19 protein-coding genes are annotated in these 18182 nt (G+C 63.3%); 16 read left to right on the top strand and 3 right to left on the bottom strand.

Annotated elements, in window-relative coordinates; all coding sequences use genetic code 11:
* Positions 1–87: 87 nt before the first annotated feature.
* The 16 genes from MMB49_RS04935 to MMB49_RS04860 all read left to right on the top strand — a co-directional run bounded on the left by MMB49_RS04935 (position 88) and on the right by MMB49_RS04860 (position 14233).
* Entirely contained in the window at positions 88–864 is a 777-nt protein-coding gene (locus MMB49_RS04935) for a pseudouridine synthase (RefSeq protein ID WP_003813203.1), read from the top strand.
* Positions 861–2996 carry a bifunctional cytidylate kinase/GTPase Der gene (gene der, locus MMB49_RS04930; protein WP_003817447.1) on the top strand — a complete coding sequence of 712 codons (2136 nt, stop codon included), beginning with the start codon at positions 861–863 and terminating at the stop codon, positions 2994–2996. The genes MMB49_RS04935 and der overlap by 4 nt, the downstream gene beginning before the upstream one ends.
* Positions 2997–3194: 198 nt before the next feature.
* Positions 3195–5282, top strand: coding sequence for a bifunctional indole-3-glycerol phosphate synthase/tryptophan synthase subunit beta (locus tag MMB49_RS04925; protein WP_047272201.1), 2088 nt, complete (start codon positions 3195–3197; stop codon positions 5280–5282).
* 32 nt (positions 5283–5314) lie between these two features.
* Positions 5315–6187 (top strand): tryptophan synthase subunit alpha, encoded by an 873-nt coding sequence (trpA, locus tag MMB49_RS04920; protein ID WP_047272199.1) that lies wholly within the window; start codon positions 5315–5317, stop codon positions 6185–6187.
* Positions 6188–6284: 97 nt separating this feature from the next.
* Positions 6285–7277: a prolipoprotein diacylglyceryl transferase gene (gene lgt, locus MMB49_RS04915; protein ID WP_047272197.1), complete on the top strand. Its 993-nt coding sequence runs from the start codon at positions 6285–6287 to the stop codon at positions 7275–7277.
* 127 nt (positions 7278–7404) lie between these two features.
* Positions 7405–8070 (top strand): ribulose-phosphate 3-epimerase, encoded by a 666-nt coding sequence (gene rpe, locus MMB49_RS04910; RefSeq protein WP_003813194.1) that lies wholly within the window; start codon positions 7405–7407, stop codon positions 8068–8070.
* Positions 8071–8181: 111 nt separating this feature from the next.
* Entirely contained in the window at positions 8182–8445 is a 264-nt protein-coding gene (locus tag MMB49_RS04905) for a phosphoribosyl-ATP diphosphatase (protein ID WP_003813192.1), read from the top strand.
* 34 nt (positions 8446–8479) lie between these two features.
* Positions 8480–9331, top strand: a complete 852-nt coding sequence (gene hisG, locus MMB49_RS04900; protein ID WP_003813190.1) for an ATP phosphoribosyltransferase — start codon at positions 8480–8482, stop codon at positions 9329–9331.
* A gap of 16 nt (positions 9332–9347) precedes the next feature.
* Positions 9348–10001, top strand: coding sequence for a CDP-alcohol phosphatidyltransferase family protein (locus tag MMB49_RS04895; protein ID WP_003821299.1), 654 nt, complete (start codon positions 9348–9350; stop codon positions 9999–10001).
* The gene (locus tag MMB49_RS04890) at positions 9991–10962 is read left to right on the top strand and encodes a DUF881 domain-containing protein (protein ID WP_047272195.1); all 972 of its coding nucleotides are present in this window, start codon (positions 9991–9993) and stop codon (positions 10960–10962) included. The genes MMB49_RS04895 and MMB49_RS04890 overlap by 11 nt, the downstream gene beginning before the upstream one ends.
* Positions 10963–11295 carry a small basic family protein gene (locus MMB49_RS04885; protein ID WP_003813185.1) on the top strand — a complete coding sequence of 111 codons (333 nt, stop codon included), beginning with the start codon at positions 10963–10965 and terminating at the stop codon, positions 11293–11295.
* A 6-nt stretch (positions 11296–11301) separates the two neighbouring features.
* Positions 11302–12123, top strand: coding sequence for a DUF881 domain-containing protein (locus tag MMB49_RS04880; RefSeq protein WP_047272192.1), 822 nt, complete (start codon positions 11302–11304; stop codon positions 12121–12123).
* Positions 12124–12128: 5 nt separating this feature from the next.
* Positions 12129–12566: an FHA domain-containing protein gene (locus MMB49_RS04875; protein WP_003813181.1), complete on the top strand. Its 438-nt coding sequence runs from the start codon at positions 12129–12131 to the stop codon at positions 12564–12566.
* Positions 12567–12660: 94 nt separating this feature from the next.
* A complete protein-coding gene (locus tag MMB49_RS04870) occupies positions 12661–13335 on the top strand; it encodes a MerR family transcriptional regulator (RefSeq protein WP_013363479.1) in 675 nt (224 codons plus the stop codon).
* Positions 13336–13349: 14 nt separating this feature from the next.
* Complete coding sequence (locus MMB49_RS04865) at positions 13350–13727, top strand: hypothetical protein (RefSeq protein WP_003817435.1); 378 nt, start codon at positions 13350–13352, stop codon at positions 13725–13727.
* A 200-nt stretch (positions 13728–13927) separates the two neighbouring features.
* Positions 13928–14233 (top strand): hypothetical protein, encoded by a 306-nt coding sequence (locus MMB49_RS04860; protein ID WP_192829138.1) that lies wholly within the window; start codon positions 13928–13930, stop codon positions 14231–14233.
* Positions 14234–14342: 109 nt separating this feature from the next.
* Here the strand turns inward: MMB49_RS04860 and MMB49_RS04855 are convergent, their stop codons facing one another.
* The 3 genes from MMB49_RS04855 to MMB49_RS04845 form a co-directional block, all read right to left on the bottom strand.
* The gene (locus tag MMB49_RS04855; RefSeq protein ID WP_003813164.1) at positions 14343–15077 is read right to left on the bottom strand and encodes an HAD hydrolase-like protein; all 735 of its coding nucleotides are present in this window, start codon (positions 15075–15077) and stop codon (positions 14343–14345) included.
* 10 nt (positions 15078–15087) lie between these two features.
* Positions 15088–15435, bottom strand: a complete 348-nt coding sequence (locus MMB49_RS04850; protein WP_003813163.1) for an RNA polymerase-binding protein RbpA — start codon at positions 15433–15435, stop codon at positions 15088–15090.
* Between the two features lie 123 nt (positions 15436–15558).
* Positions 15559–18117, bottom strand: a complete 2559-nt coding sequence (locus MMB49_RS04845; protein WP_047272190.1) for a DEAD/DEAH box helicase — start codon at positions 18115–18117, stop codon at positions 15559–15561.
* Positions 18118–18182 lie beyond the last annotated feature (65 nt).

Raw genomic sequence — 18182 nt, 5'->3', positions numbered from 1 at the left:
ACGATACAATGTATTGGCTGTGTTTTCCCTGTGAGTTTGTCCGGGAGCGCAGATTCATTGTCAATGTCCGGCCACGTTGGGAGAACGATGCCAAACGCATATTCGCGCGCACTCAAAGCGCATGACGACAACAACAACGAAGGAATCCGCCTGCAGAAGATCCTCGCGCAAGCGGGCTTCGGATCACGCCGCAAGTGCGAGCAGATGATCACCGATGGGCGTGTCGAGGTCGACGGGGAGCTGGTGACCGAACTCGGCACCCGCGTCGATCCGAAGAAGCAGCACATCCGTGTGGACGGCTCGCGCGTCCACCTCAACCCGAACCATGTCACGTTGGCGCTCAACAAGCCCAAGAAGGTGCTCAGCGCCATGGACGACCCGAAAGGCCGCTACACGCTGGCCGACATCATCGGGGACAAGTACGAGCGCGTGTTCCACATGGGCCGCCTCGACTACGATTCCGAGGGCCTGATCCTCATGACCAACGACGGCGAGCTGAGCCAGCACGTCATGCACCCGAAGTACGAGGTGGAGAAGACCTACATCGCCACGATTGATGGCAAGATCGGCGGCAACGTCTGCCGGCGCCTGGTGACCCAGGGCGTCCAGCTGGATGACGGCCTGGTCAAGCTGGACCATTGCGCCATCATCGACGCCAACCGCGACCAGACCATCGTCAAGGTGGTGCTCCACTCCGGCAAGAACCGTATCGTCCGCCGCATCTTCGGCGCCATCGGATACCCGGTTCGCCGTCTGGTGCGCACCCAGATCGGGCCGATCAAGCTCGGTGACCTCAAGTCCGGCACCTACCGTGTGCTGTCCCAGGTCGAGGTCCGTTCCCTGCAGAAGGAGGTCGGGCTGTGATACGAGTCGCCATCGACGGCCCTGCGGGCGTCGGAAAGTCCTCCACTTCGAAGGCGCTGGCCCGCCATTTCGGCTTCGCCTACCTCGATACCGGCGCCATGTACCGCGCATGCGCCTGGTGGTGCCTGCATCAGGGCATCGACCTCGACGGCGATCAGGTGGATGAGCAGCAGATCACCGAAGCAGTCGCCGAATTCTTCACCGGCGACCACTTCGACATCGGCGTCGACCCGGACCATCCGAGCATCACCGCCGACGGCGAGGACATCAGTGAGGCCATCCGCTCCTCCGAGGTCTCCTCGCACGTGTCGAAGGTGTCGAACGTCATCCCGGTGCGCCACGTGCTCATCGCCGCGCAGCGCGCCTACATTGCGCGCGAGTCTGCGGCCGACTCTTTCTCGCTGGGCCGCGGCATCGTCGCGGAGGGCCGTGACATCACCACGGTCGTGGCTCCCGATGCCGAGGTGCGTGTGCTGCTGACCGCCCGGGAAGAGGTGCGTCAGGCGCGCCGCACGGGGCAGGCCGTCGCCGGTGCCGGCGTGGGAGGCGAGGACGTGGCCGCCCGCGACCGCGCCGATTCCAAGGTCACCAGCTTCCTGACCGCGGCGGACGGCGTGACCACCGTCGACAACTCCGATATGGATTTCCAGCAGACGCTGGATGTGCTGATCACGCTGGTCGCGGACGCGGTCGAAGTGCAGGAGTACGAGCAGTATGCCGCCAATCTGAGCGATTACGAACTGGATGAGGGCGACGAGCAGATCATCGCCGGTTCCCGGTACGGGATCGAAGACGAGTCGCCGGCTCCCAAGGCCGTCGGAGTGCTCGCCGTGGTCGGCCGCCCGAACGTGGGCAAGTCGACGCTCGTCAACCGCATCCTCGGCCGTCGCGCCGCGGTCGTCGAAGACACGCCCGGAGTGACCCGGGACCGTGTCAGCTACGACGCGGAATGGTCCGGCACCGAATTCAAGCTCGTCGACACCGGCGGCTGGGAGGCCGACGTCGAAGGCATCGAATCCGCCATCGCCTCGCAGGCGCAGATCGCCGTGCAGCTGTCTGACGCGGTCATCCTCGTCGTGGACGGCCACGTGGGGCTGACGGACACCGACGAGCGCATCGTCAAGATGCTGCGGGCCAGCGGCAAGCCGGTCACGCTCGCGGTGAACAAGGTCGACGACGGGGCCAGCGAATACCTGACCGCCGAGTTCTGGAAGCTTGGCATGGGCGAGCCTTACGGGATCTCGGCCATGCATGGCAGGGGAGTCGGCGACCTGCTTGACGCCGCGCTGGATTCGCTGCGCAAGGCGGACAAGACCTCGGGCTTCCTCACGCCTACGCATCTGCGGCGTGTCGCGCTCGTCGGCCGCCCGAACGTGGGCAAGTCGTCGCTGCTCAACCAGCTCGCCGGCGAACAGCGCGCCGTGGTCAACGACCTCGCCGGCACGACCCGCGACCCGGTCGACGAGACCATCGACATCGACGGCGAGGACTGGCTGTTCATCGACACCGCCGGCATCAAGCGTCGACTGCACAAGGTGTCCGGTGCCGACTACTACTCGTCCCTGCGCACGCAGGCCGCAATCGAGCGTTCCGAGCTCGCGCTGGTCTTGTTCGACTCGTCCCAGCCCATCTCCGACCAGGATCTGAAGGTGATGAGCCAGGCGGTCGACGCCGGCCGTGCGGTGGTGCTGGTGTTCAACAAGTGGGACCTGATGGACGATTTCGGCCGGCAGCGGCTGGAGCGCCTGTGGAAGACCGAGTTCAACCGCGTGACGTGGGCGCAGCGCGTCAACCTGTCCGCGAAGACCGGATGGCACACGAACCGCCTCGCCGACGCGATGCGCAACGCGCTGGAATCCTGGGACAAGCGCATTCCCACCGGGCGTCTCAACGCCTTCCTCGGCCAGATCCAGGCCGCGCACCCGCATCCGCTGCGCGGAGGCAAGCAGCCACGTATCCTGTTCGCCACGCAGGCGTCCACGCGTCCGCCGCGCTTCGTGATCTTCGCCACCGGATTCCTGGAGCACGGCTACCGCCGGTTCCTTGAGCGCTCCCTGCGCGAGGAGTTCGGCTTCGAAGGCACCCCGATACAGATCTCCGTCAACATCAGGGAGAAGAAGCGCCGCAAGTGACGTGGGGTCTCTCCCTGCACGGATGAGCGTGCATGCGCGGCCGTCGCGGATTCCTCCGCGGCGGCCGCCTTCGTTGCCGGGCCACGATCCCGGCCCGCTCCGGCCCGCGGCCACGCCCAGAATGTAGGACGGAACGCGCGGTTGTCGTCTGCCATGAATTACAGTGGCGACTGACCGAACGATCTATAAGGGAGCATTATGTCGGTTTTGGACGAATTGGTTGCCGGGGCGTTGGAAGACCAGCGTTCCCGCGAATGTGTCGTGTCTCTTGAGGATGTGAGGCGGGCCGCTCTGGCCGCGCCGGCGCCTATCGACGCGACGCGATGGCTCAAGCGTCCGGACGGCATCCCCGTGATCGCCGAAATCAAGCGCGCCTCCCCATCCAAGGGGCATTTGAGCGATATCCCCGACCCGGCGGCCCTGGCCCGCGAATACGAGCGCGGCGGTGCGAGCGTGATTTCCGTGCTCACCGAAGGCCGGCGGTTCCTCGGCTCGCTGGACGATTTCGACAAGGTCCGCTCGGCGGTTCACATTCCGCTGCTGCGCAAGGACTTCATCGTCACCGACTACCAGATCTACGAGGCGCGTGCCCACGGCGCCGACCTAGTGCTGCTCATCGTCGCCGCGCTGGACGACGACAAGCTCGCGCACCTGCTTGAACTCGCCCACGAGCTCGGCATGGCCGTGCTCGTCGAAACGCACACCACCGAGGAGATTCGCCGCGCGGTCGCGGCCGGCGCCCGGATCATCGGCATCAACGCGCGCAATCTCAAGAACCTGAAGGTTGACGTGAACAAATACGCCGAACTCGCCGAAGGACTGCCCGATGACGTGATCCGCGTCGCAGAGTCGGGCGTGTTCGGTTCGGTCGAGGTCGAGGATTACGGTCGCGCCGGCGCGGATGCCGTGCTGGTGGGCGAAGGCGTGGCTACCGCCGATGACCATGTGGCCGCCGTACAACGACTAGTAAAGGCAGGGCAGAGAGTGAAAGCATCCGAATCGACCCCGTTGAGTGAGCATCAGGGACCATATTGGGGACAGTTCGGCGGGCGATACGTGCCGGAGGCACTGATCACCGCTCTGGACGAGCTGGAGCGCGTCTATGATCAGGCCAAGGCCGACCCCGAGTTCCGTAAGGAATTCATGACGCTGCAGCAGCGGTACGTCGGCCGTCCGAGCCCGCTGACGGAAGCCCCGCGATTCGCCGCGCTGGTCAAGGACAGGACCGGACTCGACGCCCGCATCTTCTTGAAGCGCGAGGACCTCAACCACACCGGCGCGCACAAGATCAACAACGCGCTCGGCCAGGCGTTGCTCGTCAAGCGCATGGGCAAGACCCGCGTGATCGCCGAGACCGGTGCCGGACAGCACGGCGTGGCCACCGCCACCGTGTGCGCGATGCTAGGGCTCAAGTGCCGCGTGTACATGGGGCAGATCGACGCCCGACGTCAGGCCCTCAACGTGGCCCGCATGCGCATGCTGGGCGCCGAGGTCGTCGAAGTGACACTGGGCGACAAGATTCTCAAGGATGCAATCAACGAGGCGCTGCGCGATTGGGTGACCAACGTCGCCGACACGCACTACCTGCTCGGCACGGTCGCCGGACCGCACCCGTTCCCGGCCATGGTTCGCGACTTCCAGAAGATCATCGGCGAGGAGGCCAAGCAGCAACTTCAGGACTGGTACGGCATCGACCACCCGGACGCGGTGTGCGCGTGCGTCGGCGGCGGATCCAACGCCATCGGCGTGATGAACGCGTTCCTCGACGACGAGCGCGTGAACCTGTACGGCTATGAGGCGGGCGGCAACGGGCCGGCCTCGGGCCATCATGCGATCCGTTTCGCACCGGGCACCGGACAGCTTGGCATGTTCCAGGGTGCCAAGAGCTACCTGTTGGAGACCGATGAAGGACAGACTCTCGACACGTATTCGATTTCGGCCGGTCTCGATTACGCTTCCGTCGGCCCCGAGCACGCTTGGCTCAAGGAGATCGGGCGCGTGAACTACTCCTGGGCCACCGACGAGGAGGCTATGAACGCCTTCCGCGACCTGAGCCAGACCGAGGGCATCATCCCCGCCATCGAGAGCTCGCATGCCGTCGCTGGCGCCTTCAAGGCCGCCGCTGATCTGAAGGCCAAGGGATACGACAAGGCCGTGATGATCGTCAACATCTCCGGCCGCGGCGACAAGGACATGGCCACCGCGGGCAAATGGTTCGGATACCTGACCGACGAGCAGGCCGCGGCGCTCGATGTCACCGGCGCGCAGGGCGACACCGTCGCCTGAACCGGTCCGTGAAGCAGAAGGAGTTTTTGATTATGACGAATACAGCAACCACACCGTCCGGACAGCCGCTCGGCATCAGTCACAAGCCCAGCGCGACGGAAGCCATGTTCGACCGGCTCAAGGCCGAAAACAAGCCGGCCTTCATCGGATACCTGCCGTATGGCTTCCCGAACCCCGACATCTCACTCGACGCGCTCAGGACCATGATCGAGCACGGCGTCGACGCGGTCGAGATCGGCCTGCCGTACTCCGACCCGGTGATGGACGGCCCCGTCATTCAGGCGGCCAGCCAGATCGCCCTGAACAACGGGGAAAGCATCAACGGCGTGTTCAAGGCGGTCGAGACGGTGGCCAACGCCGGCGGCGTGCCACTCATCATGAGCTACTGGAACCTGATCTACCATTACGGCGTCGAACGGTTCGCCTGCGATTTCGAGAACGCCGGCGGTGCCGGCCTGATTACCCCCGACCTCATCCCCGATGAGGCTGGCGAGTGGATCGAGGCTTCGGATCGTCACGGACTCGACCGCATCTTCCTGGTCTCCCCGGATTCGGCCTCCGAACGTCTCGAACTGGTCGCCCGCAACGCACGCGGCTTCGTCTACGCGGCATCCCGTATGGGCGTCACCGGCGAGCGCGACACTATCAGCGCATCGCCCGAAACGCTTGTCGAGCGTGCCCGCAACGCCGGGGCGAGAAACGTGTGCGTGGGTATCGGCGTATCCACCCCGGAGCAGGGCGCGAAGGTCGGCGCCTACGCCGACGGCGTCATCGTCGGTTCTGCTCTGGTGCACACCCTGCTTGACGACGACAACGTCACCGCGAAGACGCCGAAGGAAGGACTGCGCGACCTGGCCGCCAAGGTCGAGGCGCTGTCCGAGGGCATCCACAACGAGTCACGCTGACACACCCCCGCGCCGGCGGGCTGCCTTTACCGTGCATCCGCCGGCCATGGGGTAGGGTAGATGGCGGTAACAGCGGTCTAGACAAACGAGGCACTGCATGAATCTTGCGTATATCCCCTCACCGGGGTTCTCCAAGTTCTCCATCGGACCGGTGACGATCCACATGTATGCGATCTGCATCCTGACGGGAATCATCTTCGCCGTGTGGATCCTCACCGTCAGATGGAAGAAGAACGGGGGCACCTTCGACCAGGTGCTGGACACCACGCTGGTCGCAGTGCCCTGCGGCCTGGTCGGGGCCCGTCTGTACCACTGCATCACGACGCCCGACATCTACTTCCCGCCAACCGGCAACCTCATCAACATCCTCAAGGTGTGGGAAGGCGGCATGGCCATCTTCGGCGGCATCGGGGTGGGGGCCTTGGCCGCGTTCCTGTGGTGCCGCCACCGGCGTTATCCGTTCGCCCTGCTGGCCGATTGCATCGCGCCGGCGCTGATGGTAGCGCAGGCCATCGGACGACTGGGCAACTGGTTCAACCAGGAACTGTACGGCATGCCGACCACGCTGCCATGGGGCCTCAAGCTCAACGATGCGGACGCCATCGGCAAAAGTGAGATCTGCTACAACGGACAGGCATGCCCGACCGGCACGCTGTTCCACCCCACGTTCCTGTACGAGATGATCTGGAACCTGATCGGCACCGCGATTATCGTGTGGCTCGGCCACAAACTCGTCGACGTGCTCAAATCCGGACAGCAGTTCGCCATGTACATGATGTGGTACGGGCTTGGACGCACCTGGATCGAAAGCATCCGCATCAACTATTCGACGATCATCCTCGGCCTGCGAGTCAACGTGTGGACCGCGATCATCGTGTTCCTTGCCGGGTGCATCCTGTTCGTCGTGTTGTGGCGCTTCGGCAGTGAGACACGCGACCTGACATCCAGACTGCGCGCGGTCACGGCCGACGAGATGGAACGTCAGCGCCAGCTGGAAGAGCGGGCCGCCGCGAAATCCGGCAAGACGGCCAAGACCGCGAAGCCCGAGACTCCCGCCGAAACCGCCGAGAGCGAGGTCCATCAGGACTGAGCGCCCGCATCCGTCCGAATCAGGATATCGCACAAGAGCATAGAAAACCGCAATACCATAACACACAAACAAGAACGTCGTGTAGGCGCAAGCCGTCTCGTCGTTCTTCCACCATAGAATGAGAGCCATGAGCATACAAATCGCACCCAGCATCCTTTCCGCTGATTTCTGCAACCTCGAACGCGACCTCAAGGCCATCGCCAACGCCGACCTCGTGCATGTCGACGTGATGGACCACCACTTCGTGCCGAACCTCACCCTTGGCGAGCCCATCGTCAAGCGCATCTGCGAGGTCACCGACCTGCCGGTCGACGTGCACCTGATGATCGAGGACCCCGACCGTTGGGCCCCCGAATACGCGAAGCTCGGTGCCGCCTCCATCTCGTTCCATATGGGCGCCACCCACGCGCCGGTGCGTCTGGCCCGCCAGCTGCGTGACATGGGCTGCAAGGCATGCTTCGCCGTGCGTCCCGCCGAGCCGGTCGAACCGATTTTCGACATCCTCGACGAGTTCGACATGGTGCTGATCATGACCGTCGAACCCGGTTTCGGCGGACAGAAGTTCCTGGACAACCAGATGGCGAAGGTTCGTCGCCTGCGTGACGAGATCACGCGTCGGGGCCTGTCCACCCATATTCAGGTCGACGGCGGCGTCAGCCCGAAGACCGCCCACATCGTCGCCGAGGCCGGCGCCGACGTGCTGGTCGCCGGCTCCGCCGTGTACGGCGCTGAGAGCCCGGCCCAGGCCATCGACCAGATCAGGGACAAGGCCGCTGCCGCATACCGCGACTGACGGCGGAAACGCAGAACATGGCACGCGACGGCTCCGACACCAATGCCGGACCGCGATCGCGGCGACGCCGTCGAGTGCCTCAACCATGCACAATCTCAAGGGACACATATCATGAAGACGTTTGAATCGCTATTCGCCGAACTGTCCGAGAAGGCCGTCACCAAGCCCGAAGGCTCCCTGACCGTAGACGAGCTCGCCAAGGGCACGCACTTCATCGGCAAGAAGATCATCGAAGAGGCGGGGGAGACCTGGATTGCGGCCGAATACGAGGGCGCGGACCGCACGGCCGAAGAGATGAGCCAGCTGCTGTACCATCTCCAGGTCATGATGATCGCCAAGGGCATCACCCTGGAGGACGTTTATAAGCACCTGTGACAAACAGACCGGCCGGTCTGGAGGGAGAAACACCATGCTCAGAATCGCAGTGCCCAACAAGGGCATGTTGTCGGAGCCCGCTTGGAACATGCTGTCCGAGGCGGGGTATCGTCTGCGTTCCAATCCGCGTCAGCTCGTGGTGGAGGACCCGGACAACGACATCGAGCTGTTCTATCTGCGGCCGCTCGACATCGCCGTGTATGTCGGCCGCGGCACCATCGACGTCGGCATCACGGGCCATGACCTGCTGCTGAACTCCGGCACCGAGGCCAGCGAGCACATGGAGCTCGGCTTCGGTGCGTCCACGTTCCGCTTCGCCGCGCCGAACGATTCCGACTTCCATACGCTGCAGGACATCCAGGGCAAGCGTGTGGGCACGTCCTTCGACAAGCTCGTGCACGACTATCTGGTGGCGCACGGCATCGAGGCCGAGACCATCCACCTCGACGGCGCCGTGGAGTCCTCGGTGCAGCTGGGCGTGGCCGACCTCATCGCCGACGTGGTGTCCACCGGCACTACGCTGCGCAACGCCGGCCTGCGCATCTTCGCCGACCCCATCATGCACTCCGAAGCGGTGCTCATCCGCTCCCCGCGCCTCGACCCCGAGGACGAGCGGCTCACCATCCTCAGCCGCCGACTGCAGGGTGTGCTGACCGCGCAGCGCTACGTGCTGATGGACTATGACATCCCCGTCGGCAAGGTGGCGGCCGCCGTCGCGGTGACCCCCGGATTCGAGAGCCCGACCGTATCCCCGCTGCACGACAAGCAGTGGAATGCGGTGCGCGTGATGGTGCCCAAGGCGAAGGTCAACCAGCTGATGGACAAGCTGTACGAGGTGGGTGCCCGGGCCATCATCGTGACCGCGCTGCAGGCCTCCCGCATGTGACGAACGGGGTTCGACAATGGGTACACAGCAGCACGCCGACGGCGGATACCGCCAGAAGATCAAGCAGAAGTTCAACCAGGAGTACAGCCCCGAGCCGAGGGACATCTACTTCACCGTGCCGAACCTCATCAGCGTCCTGAGAATCGCGTCCATCCCCTTTATCGCATGGCTGGTCGCCGATCACCGGATGGTGCCCGCACTGATCGTCCTCGCCGTTTCGGCCATCACCGACAGCCTCGACGGCATCATCGCGCGCGCCTTCAATCAGGTGAGCAAGATCGGGCAGATCCTCGATCCCATCGCCGACCGCCTGCTGATCATCTGCAGCGTCCTCGCATTGGGCGTCGCCGGGATCATCCCCTGGTGGATGATCATCATCATCGCGGCCAGGGACGCATGGATGATGCTGCTCGTGCTGTGGCTTGCTCAATACGATTACGGCCCGCTGCCGGTGCATTTCGTCGGCAAGGCAGGCACTTTCATGCTGATGGTCTCCATCGTCGCGCTGATTTTCTGCGACATCTGGGAGAACCCCTTCGTCGGGCTTCTGCACCTCGCCGCGCTGGCCGCCGGCATCTGGGGCGTCGGACTGTACTGGCTCGCCGGTTGCATCTACAGCAAGCAAGGCATTTCACTGCTGGTGAAAGAGAAACGTGCCGATGGACGCTGATCCGATCAAGCCGCTGTCGTTTCCCGTGCCGGCCGAGAACGCGCCGGTGAAACGTCGCGCGGTGTTTTCGGATTCCGTGGCCCAGTCGCAGTCCCGGCATGTCAGGCCCGCGGAAGGCGGGCAGACCATGCCGGCCCGCCGCAGACGGCTGCATGACGATTCACTCAAGCTCATCGACGATCTCACCAACCGCCCCATGGATCCGCTGTTCTCGGATTCGAGGCTCGACCAGCGTCCGCGCTCGCGTCTGTCGACGTGGGCGACGAAGTTTCTGGTGTTCGCCATGTGCATCACCGTCGGTTTCTACGGGTCGCTGTTCATCGAACGGCTGCATTCCGACCCGCGCAAGGTCGTCAGGCAAAGCCTCGCCAGCGAGCTGCGCGAGACGCGCGGCCAGGCCGACACGCTCATGAACGAAGTCAACGATCTGCGCAACCAGGTCACGGAACGATCGAAGAAGCTGGGCGGCACGGGGGAGGATTCGACGCTGGTCAACGACGAGATGGTCAACGGGCTTGTCGCCATGGAGGGGCCGGGCATCAGCCTGACCCTGGCCGACCCCATCGCCGCCGGCTCCGACGGGGCATCGACGCCACGCGAGTCCAGCGGCATGCAGATTCGCGTGGTCACCGACGCCGACCTGCGGCTGCTGGTGCGACTGCTGTGGCAGGCGGGCGCCGAGGGCATAGCCATCAACGGCAACCGGCTCGGCGTGCAGACATCGGTGCGCAAGGCGGGATCGAACATTCTCGTCGGCGTCACCGCCGTGACCAGCCCGTACACGATCCAGGCGATAGGGGACCGCGACACGCTGGCCTCCGCGGTCAGCAAGTCCACGCAGCGCAGTCTGTATGATTCGTTCGCCCAGGCGGGCATATACCCTCAGGTGAATAAAGAGAGTTCGATTACACTGGAAGCGGCGCCTTCCGGCGAATTGTCCTATGCAAAGAGGAGCGAGTAGATGGCAGCGGTACTAGGTCTCATCATCGGCGTGGTGCTCGGCGTGTTCGTCAAGCCGGATATCCCCATCATTCTGCAGCCGTATCTTCCCATCATGGTGGTCGCCGCGCTTGACGCGCTACTGGGAGCGGCCCGCGCGTACTTCGAGCGCAGCTTCTCCGACAAGGTGTTCGTCATCTCGTTCATCTCGAACGTGGTCACCGCGACGCTGCTGGTGTTCCTGGGCAATCAGCTGGGCGTCGGATCCCAGCTGCAGACGGCCGTCATCGTCGTGCTGGGAATCCGTATCTTCTCGAACGTGTCGGCAATCCGTCGCTTCATCTTCCGGGGGTGATGAACCATGGTGGCGCACAAATCGTCTCGTGACGTGCTGTCGCAGCTGCACGAGCAGCATGCGCAGGACAAGAAGAACGATCGCATGGAGACCGGCTCGTTCCCCGTGGTGCGCAAGAAGCCGAAGCGCCCCGTCAAGGACGGCTCGGCGCGCATGCGCCTGATGACGAGCGTGCTCATCCTCATCATGTGCGCGCTGCTGGGATACGGGTACATGATCCAGATCAACAACGCCGACGCCACATACGAGACGCTGAGCGAGGACGAGCTGACCAGGCTGATCAGCGAGACCGGCACACAGGTGCAGAACCTGGAGCAGCGCAAGTCGGAGCTGACCAATCAGCTGGGATCGCTCAAGGCCGCGGCGAACAAGACGCAGGAGGCGGAGCGCATCGCCAAACAGAACGAGGAGACCAACGGCATCCTCGCCGGTCGTTTGCCCGCGACGGGCAAGGGCGTGTCGATCAGCATCTCCCAAGGGTCGAAGACGAAGATCGACGCGGCGACGATGTACAAACTCATCGAGGAACTGCGCAACGCAGGCGCCGAGGTGATGGCCATCAACAGCGTGCGTGTCGTGACGAAAACCTATGTCAGCGACACGGACGACGGCCTGGAATGCGACGGTGTCGCGCTGAGCGCGCCGTATCGGATCCTGGCCATCGGCGATCCCCAGAACCTTCAGAACGCCGTCAATATCGCGGGTGGCGTGGGTTCGAGTCTGAAGGTGAAGTACGGCGCGACGGTGAGCGTGACGTCCTCGGATTCGATTACCATCAGCCAAATTCGCAAGTCAACCGACAATACGTATGCAAGGGCTGTAGAATAGCGTTTATGACAGATCCGATTCCAAGTGCAGGCGAGACGACCATCATTGGTCTGCCCGCCATCCAGATTCCCATCACCACTACAGGTGACCGTCCCCTCACGCAGGAGGACATCGAAACCATCGCGCGGCTCGCACCGGGCACCGCACTGCTCATCTCGACCAGAGGCGCCGTTTCCGGGTCCCGCTACCTGCTCGATGAGGACGAGGTGACGGTCGGGCGCGACTCCCGCGCCGACATCCTGCTGGACGATTCGACGGTATCCCGTTCCCATGCCGTGTTCCGCCGCGTCGGCGACACATTCGCGGTATACGATTCCGGCAGCCTCAACGGCACCTATGTGAACCGCCAGCGGGTGGACCATCAGCAGCTGCGCAACGGCGACGAGATCATGATCGGTAAGTTCCGTCTGGTTTTCTTCACCAAATCCGCCGTTATCGCGTGATGATGCGAAGCCGTGCGCGTTAGACTGGGACGGTACGACATTCATGTGATCGTGCATGTGCCGGTTCGGCGCATGCACAGGACGGGGGAGTGCGATGGCTGAGCAGACAGGGAGCCAGACGGCCGGGCTGCATCTGGTCGTGCCGCTGGAGCAGAGGCTCGATCTCGGTGCGTCCGACGCCGTGCAGGGGGAGCTGTTCGTCGACGAAGGCGCCAGCCGCCCGACACGGGGCTACCGTGGTACGGTGGCTTCCAAGGTCGCCGGCATCACGTACCGTCAGCTGGACTATTGGGCGCGCAAGCAGATCGTCGAACCATCGATCACCCCATCTCACGGATCGGGGTCGAGGCGGCTGTACTCCTTCAAGGACGTGGTGATTCTCGCGGTGTCCAAGAAGCTGCTGGATGCAGGCGTGAACCTGCAGAACGTCACTACGGCCATCGGGTTCCTGATGCAGCGCGATGTCGACCAGCTTGAGCATGTCACCATCATGTGCGATGGGGAAGAGGTGCATGAATGCACCACCAGCGACCAGATGATCGCACTGCTGCAGAGCGGCAAGGCCGTGTTCGGCGTGTCCGTCGGCTCGCTGTGGCATCAGATTCATGACGCGCTGGAGACCGAGGACTACGTCGATCTGCAGTCGTCCTCGGCGAACGTCGGCTCCGCAGGGTCGGGACGTGTCGCCGGTCGGCCGATCGACGAGCTTACCGCCATGCGCATGCGCAGGAAGATTGCCGCCCAGCGTGCCGCACGCGAGGCGGCATAACCGGAGGCTGGCGTATGGATGATCTGCTTCCGCTGTTGTTGTGGGTGTTCGCCGTCGTGTGGATGCTCTCGGTGTGCGGCATCTGCATTGTGAGAAGTCGGTTCGGCACGGGGGAGAGGCACCCCGAGGTGAACCCCGTCAGCTGGAATGTGGTGCTGGCCCAGATGGTGTCCGTGCTATTCGCGGGCATCCCCTTCATGGTGTATCTCATGGCGAGTGAGGAACTGTCCCCCGCATTCCACGATTTCTACACCGACCACTTGGTGATCGGCGCGGCGATAGTCATCGCGCTGGTTTTTGTGGAGCTGTTGCTGATGGGTATCCAGGCGCATCGCGCGCATTTCACCGAAGTCGACCGCGTGGTCCGCGGCGCCACGCATACCGAGGCGTGACGTATGCGTCTGTGAGACGAGAATATATCGTTATGGATTGGGGTTTGCCATGTGATGGCAAACCCCAATCCATAACGATATCTGGCCGTACGTTCACCGCTGCAAGTGTTATAGATTACGTTGAATGCGTTCGTACCAAGAGCATCCGGCGTCAGTTTCGTCGCGTCCAATTCGATGTTCCATGATCCTGAGCTGTCGGTTTGGAACGTGATGGGCAGTTCCCCAACAAAGTGTCTCCCCGCACCTCGTTGTCGTCGTTGTCGAACTTGACCTCTACGACCGGCATGTTGACCGTCTGCTTGCTGGTGATGACGATGCATGAGAAGTCATCGAACGCGTTCATGGGCGCGCGCCTGCTCATGGACCGCGCGCACGAGTACGACAGGCTCGACGAGGCCTTCCTCGCCGACCTCCGGCTCATTCTCATCGCCATCTACCTGAAAAACACAGCCAAAATCTGCACGAAGATATTTTTATCCGGCGAAAGTCCCATAATCACGTTTTGAAATAGGACTTTCGCCGGATAAAAGTGCAAAAGCGGAACGTCAACTGCGCCGAAGATCATAAATCTGACATAACGTACATTATCGGATAATAGTACGGTATGTCAGATGGTCACTTCGCAAAATAATCATTCACCGCGGCGGCAAGCTCATCGACGGTATCGATGATGCGGTATGCGCCATGTTCCTCAAGCTCACCGGCTTCGGCGTACCCCCAACGGCAACCCAGGCAATCGAGCCCGCATGCGATGGCGCCGTCGACGTCGGTCCAACGGTCGCCGACCATCAGGGCGCGGTCACCGGCATCCGCATCGAATCCGATGCTGTCGAAGCAGTATCGGATGACCTGGTCCTTGTCGATGCGCGAATTGTCTGTGCTGGCGCCGTAGATGCCGTCGACCATGGTATCGAGATGGAAATGCTCGCACACTGGCTCGGCCTGATATTGCGGCTTGCACGTGGCGATTGCCAGGTGCAAGCCGTCGGCGCGCAATGCCGCCAGCTGCTCGGGAATACCGGCGTACACGCTGTTGTACAGTCGTCCGGGAATTTTGTGGCCGGGATTGTTCGGGTCGTCGAACACCGCCTTGTCCGCATAGTATTCGCGGTATATCTCCACGCCGCGATCCAGCAGCTCGTCCGGCATATGGTTGCGTCTGAACGATTCGATGATGGCTGGTCCGATGAACCGGTGCATCTCCTGATCGTCGGGAACCGGCAGGCTGAGCTCCTCGAACGCCTTGGTGGCGCAGGCGATGATGCCCGGGTCCGATTGCGTCAACGTACCGTCAAGGTCGAGCAGCACCACGTTCCTGCGCTGCCGGGTCGTGACCTGATGCTGAGACATGCCTCTCCCCTTACTCGTAGTCGGGAATCCAGCCGCTGTGGTGCATTTCAAGACGCTTGTCCAGCAGCTTCTTCAGTTCGTCCTCGCTGCGACGCTCCAGCAGCATGTCCCAGTGGGTCCTGGTGGGCTTGGCGATCTCGTTGGCCTCCTCGTCGCCGTCGCCCTCGCGGTGCGCGATGGTGCCGCAGCGGCATTCCCACTCGTCGGGGATTTCGGCGCCCTCGGCGAACGGCAGGATGGTCCGGTGTCCCTTGGGACAGATGTACGCCACTTCGCTGCGTGCGGCGAAGTCCACGTTGTCGTCGGATTCCAGTGATTTTGCGCCGATGCTCATACCGCGTAGGCTGCGTTCCGCCATGACGTTCCTCCTTGTGGTCTTTCTTGTCGATCTTTCCCGAAAACTATTATCACGCTACAAAACAGTTCGGACGAGTCGTATATTCCCCGTTCCGGTCCTGCCTTGCCGCCTGCGACGATTCCGTCAGCCCTCGCCAATGCCCGAATAGGCGACGATGCCGCGGTTGACCAGTTCCATGGCCTCGTGCGCGACCTGGGCGAGGTGCGCGCTCCCCTGCGGCAGATACGGCTCTGCCGCCGAGATCTGCTGGAGGATGTCGGACAGACGCTTCGCGTTGCGCACGAAATCGCCGCCGGTCATGTCCCGGTCATGCAGCACATATGCCAGACTGTTGCCGCTGGCCCAGTCGTACATGATGTCGACGATGCCGAAGTCGAGCTGCTGCAGGTCGTCAAGCCCCTCATCCTCGCACAGCATCGTGAGCTGCGCATGCAGACGGTCCAAAGATTGCGAAGTCTGGGCGACCGGGCCTTGGATGCCGCCGGGCCAGCGCCTCGGTTCTCCCCCGGTGCCTCCCCTGGCTTCGAACACCAGGGCGGAGAGCACCGCGGCGAGCTGTCGCGCCGTCAGATGGTCGAACATGCCGCGTTCCAGCGCTTCGGCAAGCACGATGTCCTGCTCGCTGTAGATGTGGCGCAGCAGTTGCCCCTGCTCGCTCAATCGCATGTCCGTCCCGTCGCGCTTCACGTATCCCAGCTGTTCCAGGATGGAGCAGATACGGTCGAACTGCCGGGCCACGGACCCGGTGCGCGACTCGTACCTGTGCTGCACCCGCTCGTATTCGCGCATCTCGCGAATCCAGCGATGGCCCCATTTCATATGCTGCTGCATGTCGGGGCACTGCCGGCACGGATGTTCGCGGTCGCGCTTCTTCAGGGTCTCGATGGACTGGTCCAGCTCGCGGAACGTGTTCTTGCGCTGCTCATCGGTCGGGAAGGCGGTCTGCTTGAGCTTGCGCCGGCCGTTCTTCTCCAGGTCGGACAGCTCCATGCGGATGCGCATCAGAGACGCGAAATCCCCGTACTCGCAGTGGAATGCCTGCTCATAGCCGTCCAACGCCTGTTTCAGCGTGGTCAGTTGCGATTCGAGCTGCCAGGCCGACTCGTTGGCCTCCCACTGGGCGAAGGAATGGTCCAGCGTGACGCGAGTCGTCTCGTAGTCGCTGGTGTTGAGCAGATTGACGGCCATGTTGAACGTGGCATGGAAGCTCGAATGCAGCGGGTAGACGCGCTTGCTGGACAATGCGGCGGCGGTCGCAGGTACGAAATCGCGATGGTCGACGACGATCGCGTGTCCGATCGTATCGATGCCGCGACGGCCGGCGCGGCCGGTCAGCTGGGTGAACTCCCCCGGTGTCAGCGGCACATGCCCGCTGCCGTTGAACTTCTCCAGCTTTTCGACGATGACGCAGCGCGCAGGCATGTTGATGCCCAGCGCGAGCGTCTCCGTCGCGAAGACCATCTTTACCAGTCCCTCTTCAAACAGGCGTTCGACTATCTGCCGGAACAGCGCGACCATGCCGGCGTGATGGGACGCGAAGCCCTCCTCCAGCGCGAACCTGAACCGGGAGAACTGCAACGCCTTGAGATCCTCCTGGCTCAACTGCCCGGCGACCATCTCGTCGACGATGGCGCGGATGCGCCGCATCTCGTCCTCGGTGGTGAGTTCCAGCCCCGCATTGATGCACTGCTCGACGGCCTGATCGCAGCCGTTGCGCGAGAATATGAAATAGATGCCGGGAAGCATGTCGAGATAGTTGAGCTCGTCGACCACCGCCCAGCGCTTGGGCGTGTGGCGCTGCGCCGGCGCGTGGCCCCGCGAATGGCCACGGCCGCGGGAGCGTGAGTTCTCGGCGCCGCGGCGGCGCGCCGCCTGACGGTCAAGCTGATCGAGCCGGTCGATCAGGCGCGCGTTGAGCTTGGTGGTCTGCTCGCCCTGGGCGTCACGCCGGTACAGGTCGAGCAGCTCCGGCTCGGTGTGGTCGTCGGCCTGCACGAGCACATGCTGCTCCAGCGGGACGGGACGGCGCTCGGAGACCACCAGCTTAGTGTCGCCGCGGACGGAGGATATCCAGGACGAGAAATCCTCGACATTGGAGACCGTGGCGGACAATCCGATGACGCTGACCTGCCGGGGAAGATGGATGATGACCTCCTCCCAGACCGGGCCGCGGAACCGGTCGGCGAGGTAATGGACCTCGTCGAGTATGACGAACCGCAGCGCGTTGAGCGTGGTCGAATGCTCGTAGAGCATGTTGCGCAGTACCTCGGTCGTCATGACGACGATGTCGGCCTCGGAGTTGATCGAGATGTCGCCCGTCAGCAGCCCGACGCGGTCGGCGCCGTAAACGGCGGTCAGGTCATGGTACTTCTGGTTGCTCAACGCCTTGATCGGCGTGGTATAGAACGCCTTGACATTGCGCTCGCGGGCCAGATACATCGCGAAGTCGGCCACCACGGTCTTGCCTGCGCCCGTTGGGGCCGCGACGAGCACGTTCTCCCCCCGCTCCAACGCGTCTATCGCGTCCTGCTGGAAATCGTCCAGGTCGAATGGCAGCGTGGCTGCGAAACGCGCGGCGACGCTCGCGTTATGCGCCTGACGCTTCTGGAATGCGGCATACCGCTGGGAAGGCGATGGGCCGGGTCGATTCGCCGCCGAATGTTTGCGCTGATGTTTGACCATGCGTGAAACCCCGTTCGTCACAGACGGCCATCGCCGTCGGATTCTCGTATTCGCCTGCGTGCATG

Origin of the sequence: Bifidobacterium sp. SKU (assembly GCF_026016405.1) — a bacterium.
Lineage (GTDB): Bacteria > Actinomycetota > Actinomycetes > Actinomycetales > Bifidobacteriaceae > Bifidobacterium > Bifidobacterium bifidum.
This window is presented reverse-complemented; position numbering and strand designations above follow the sequence as displayed.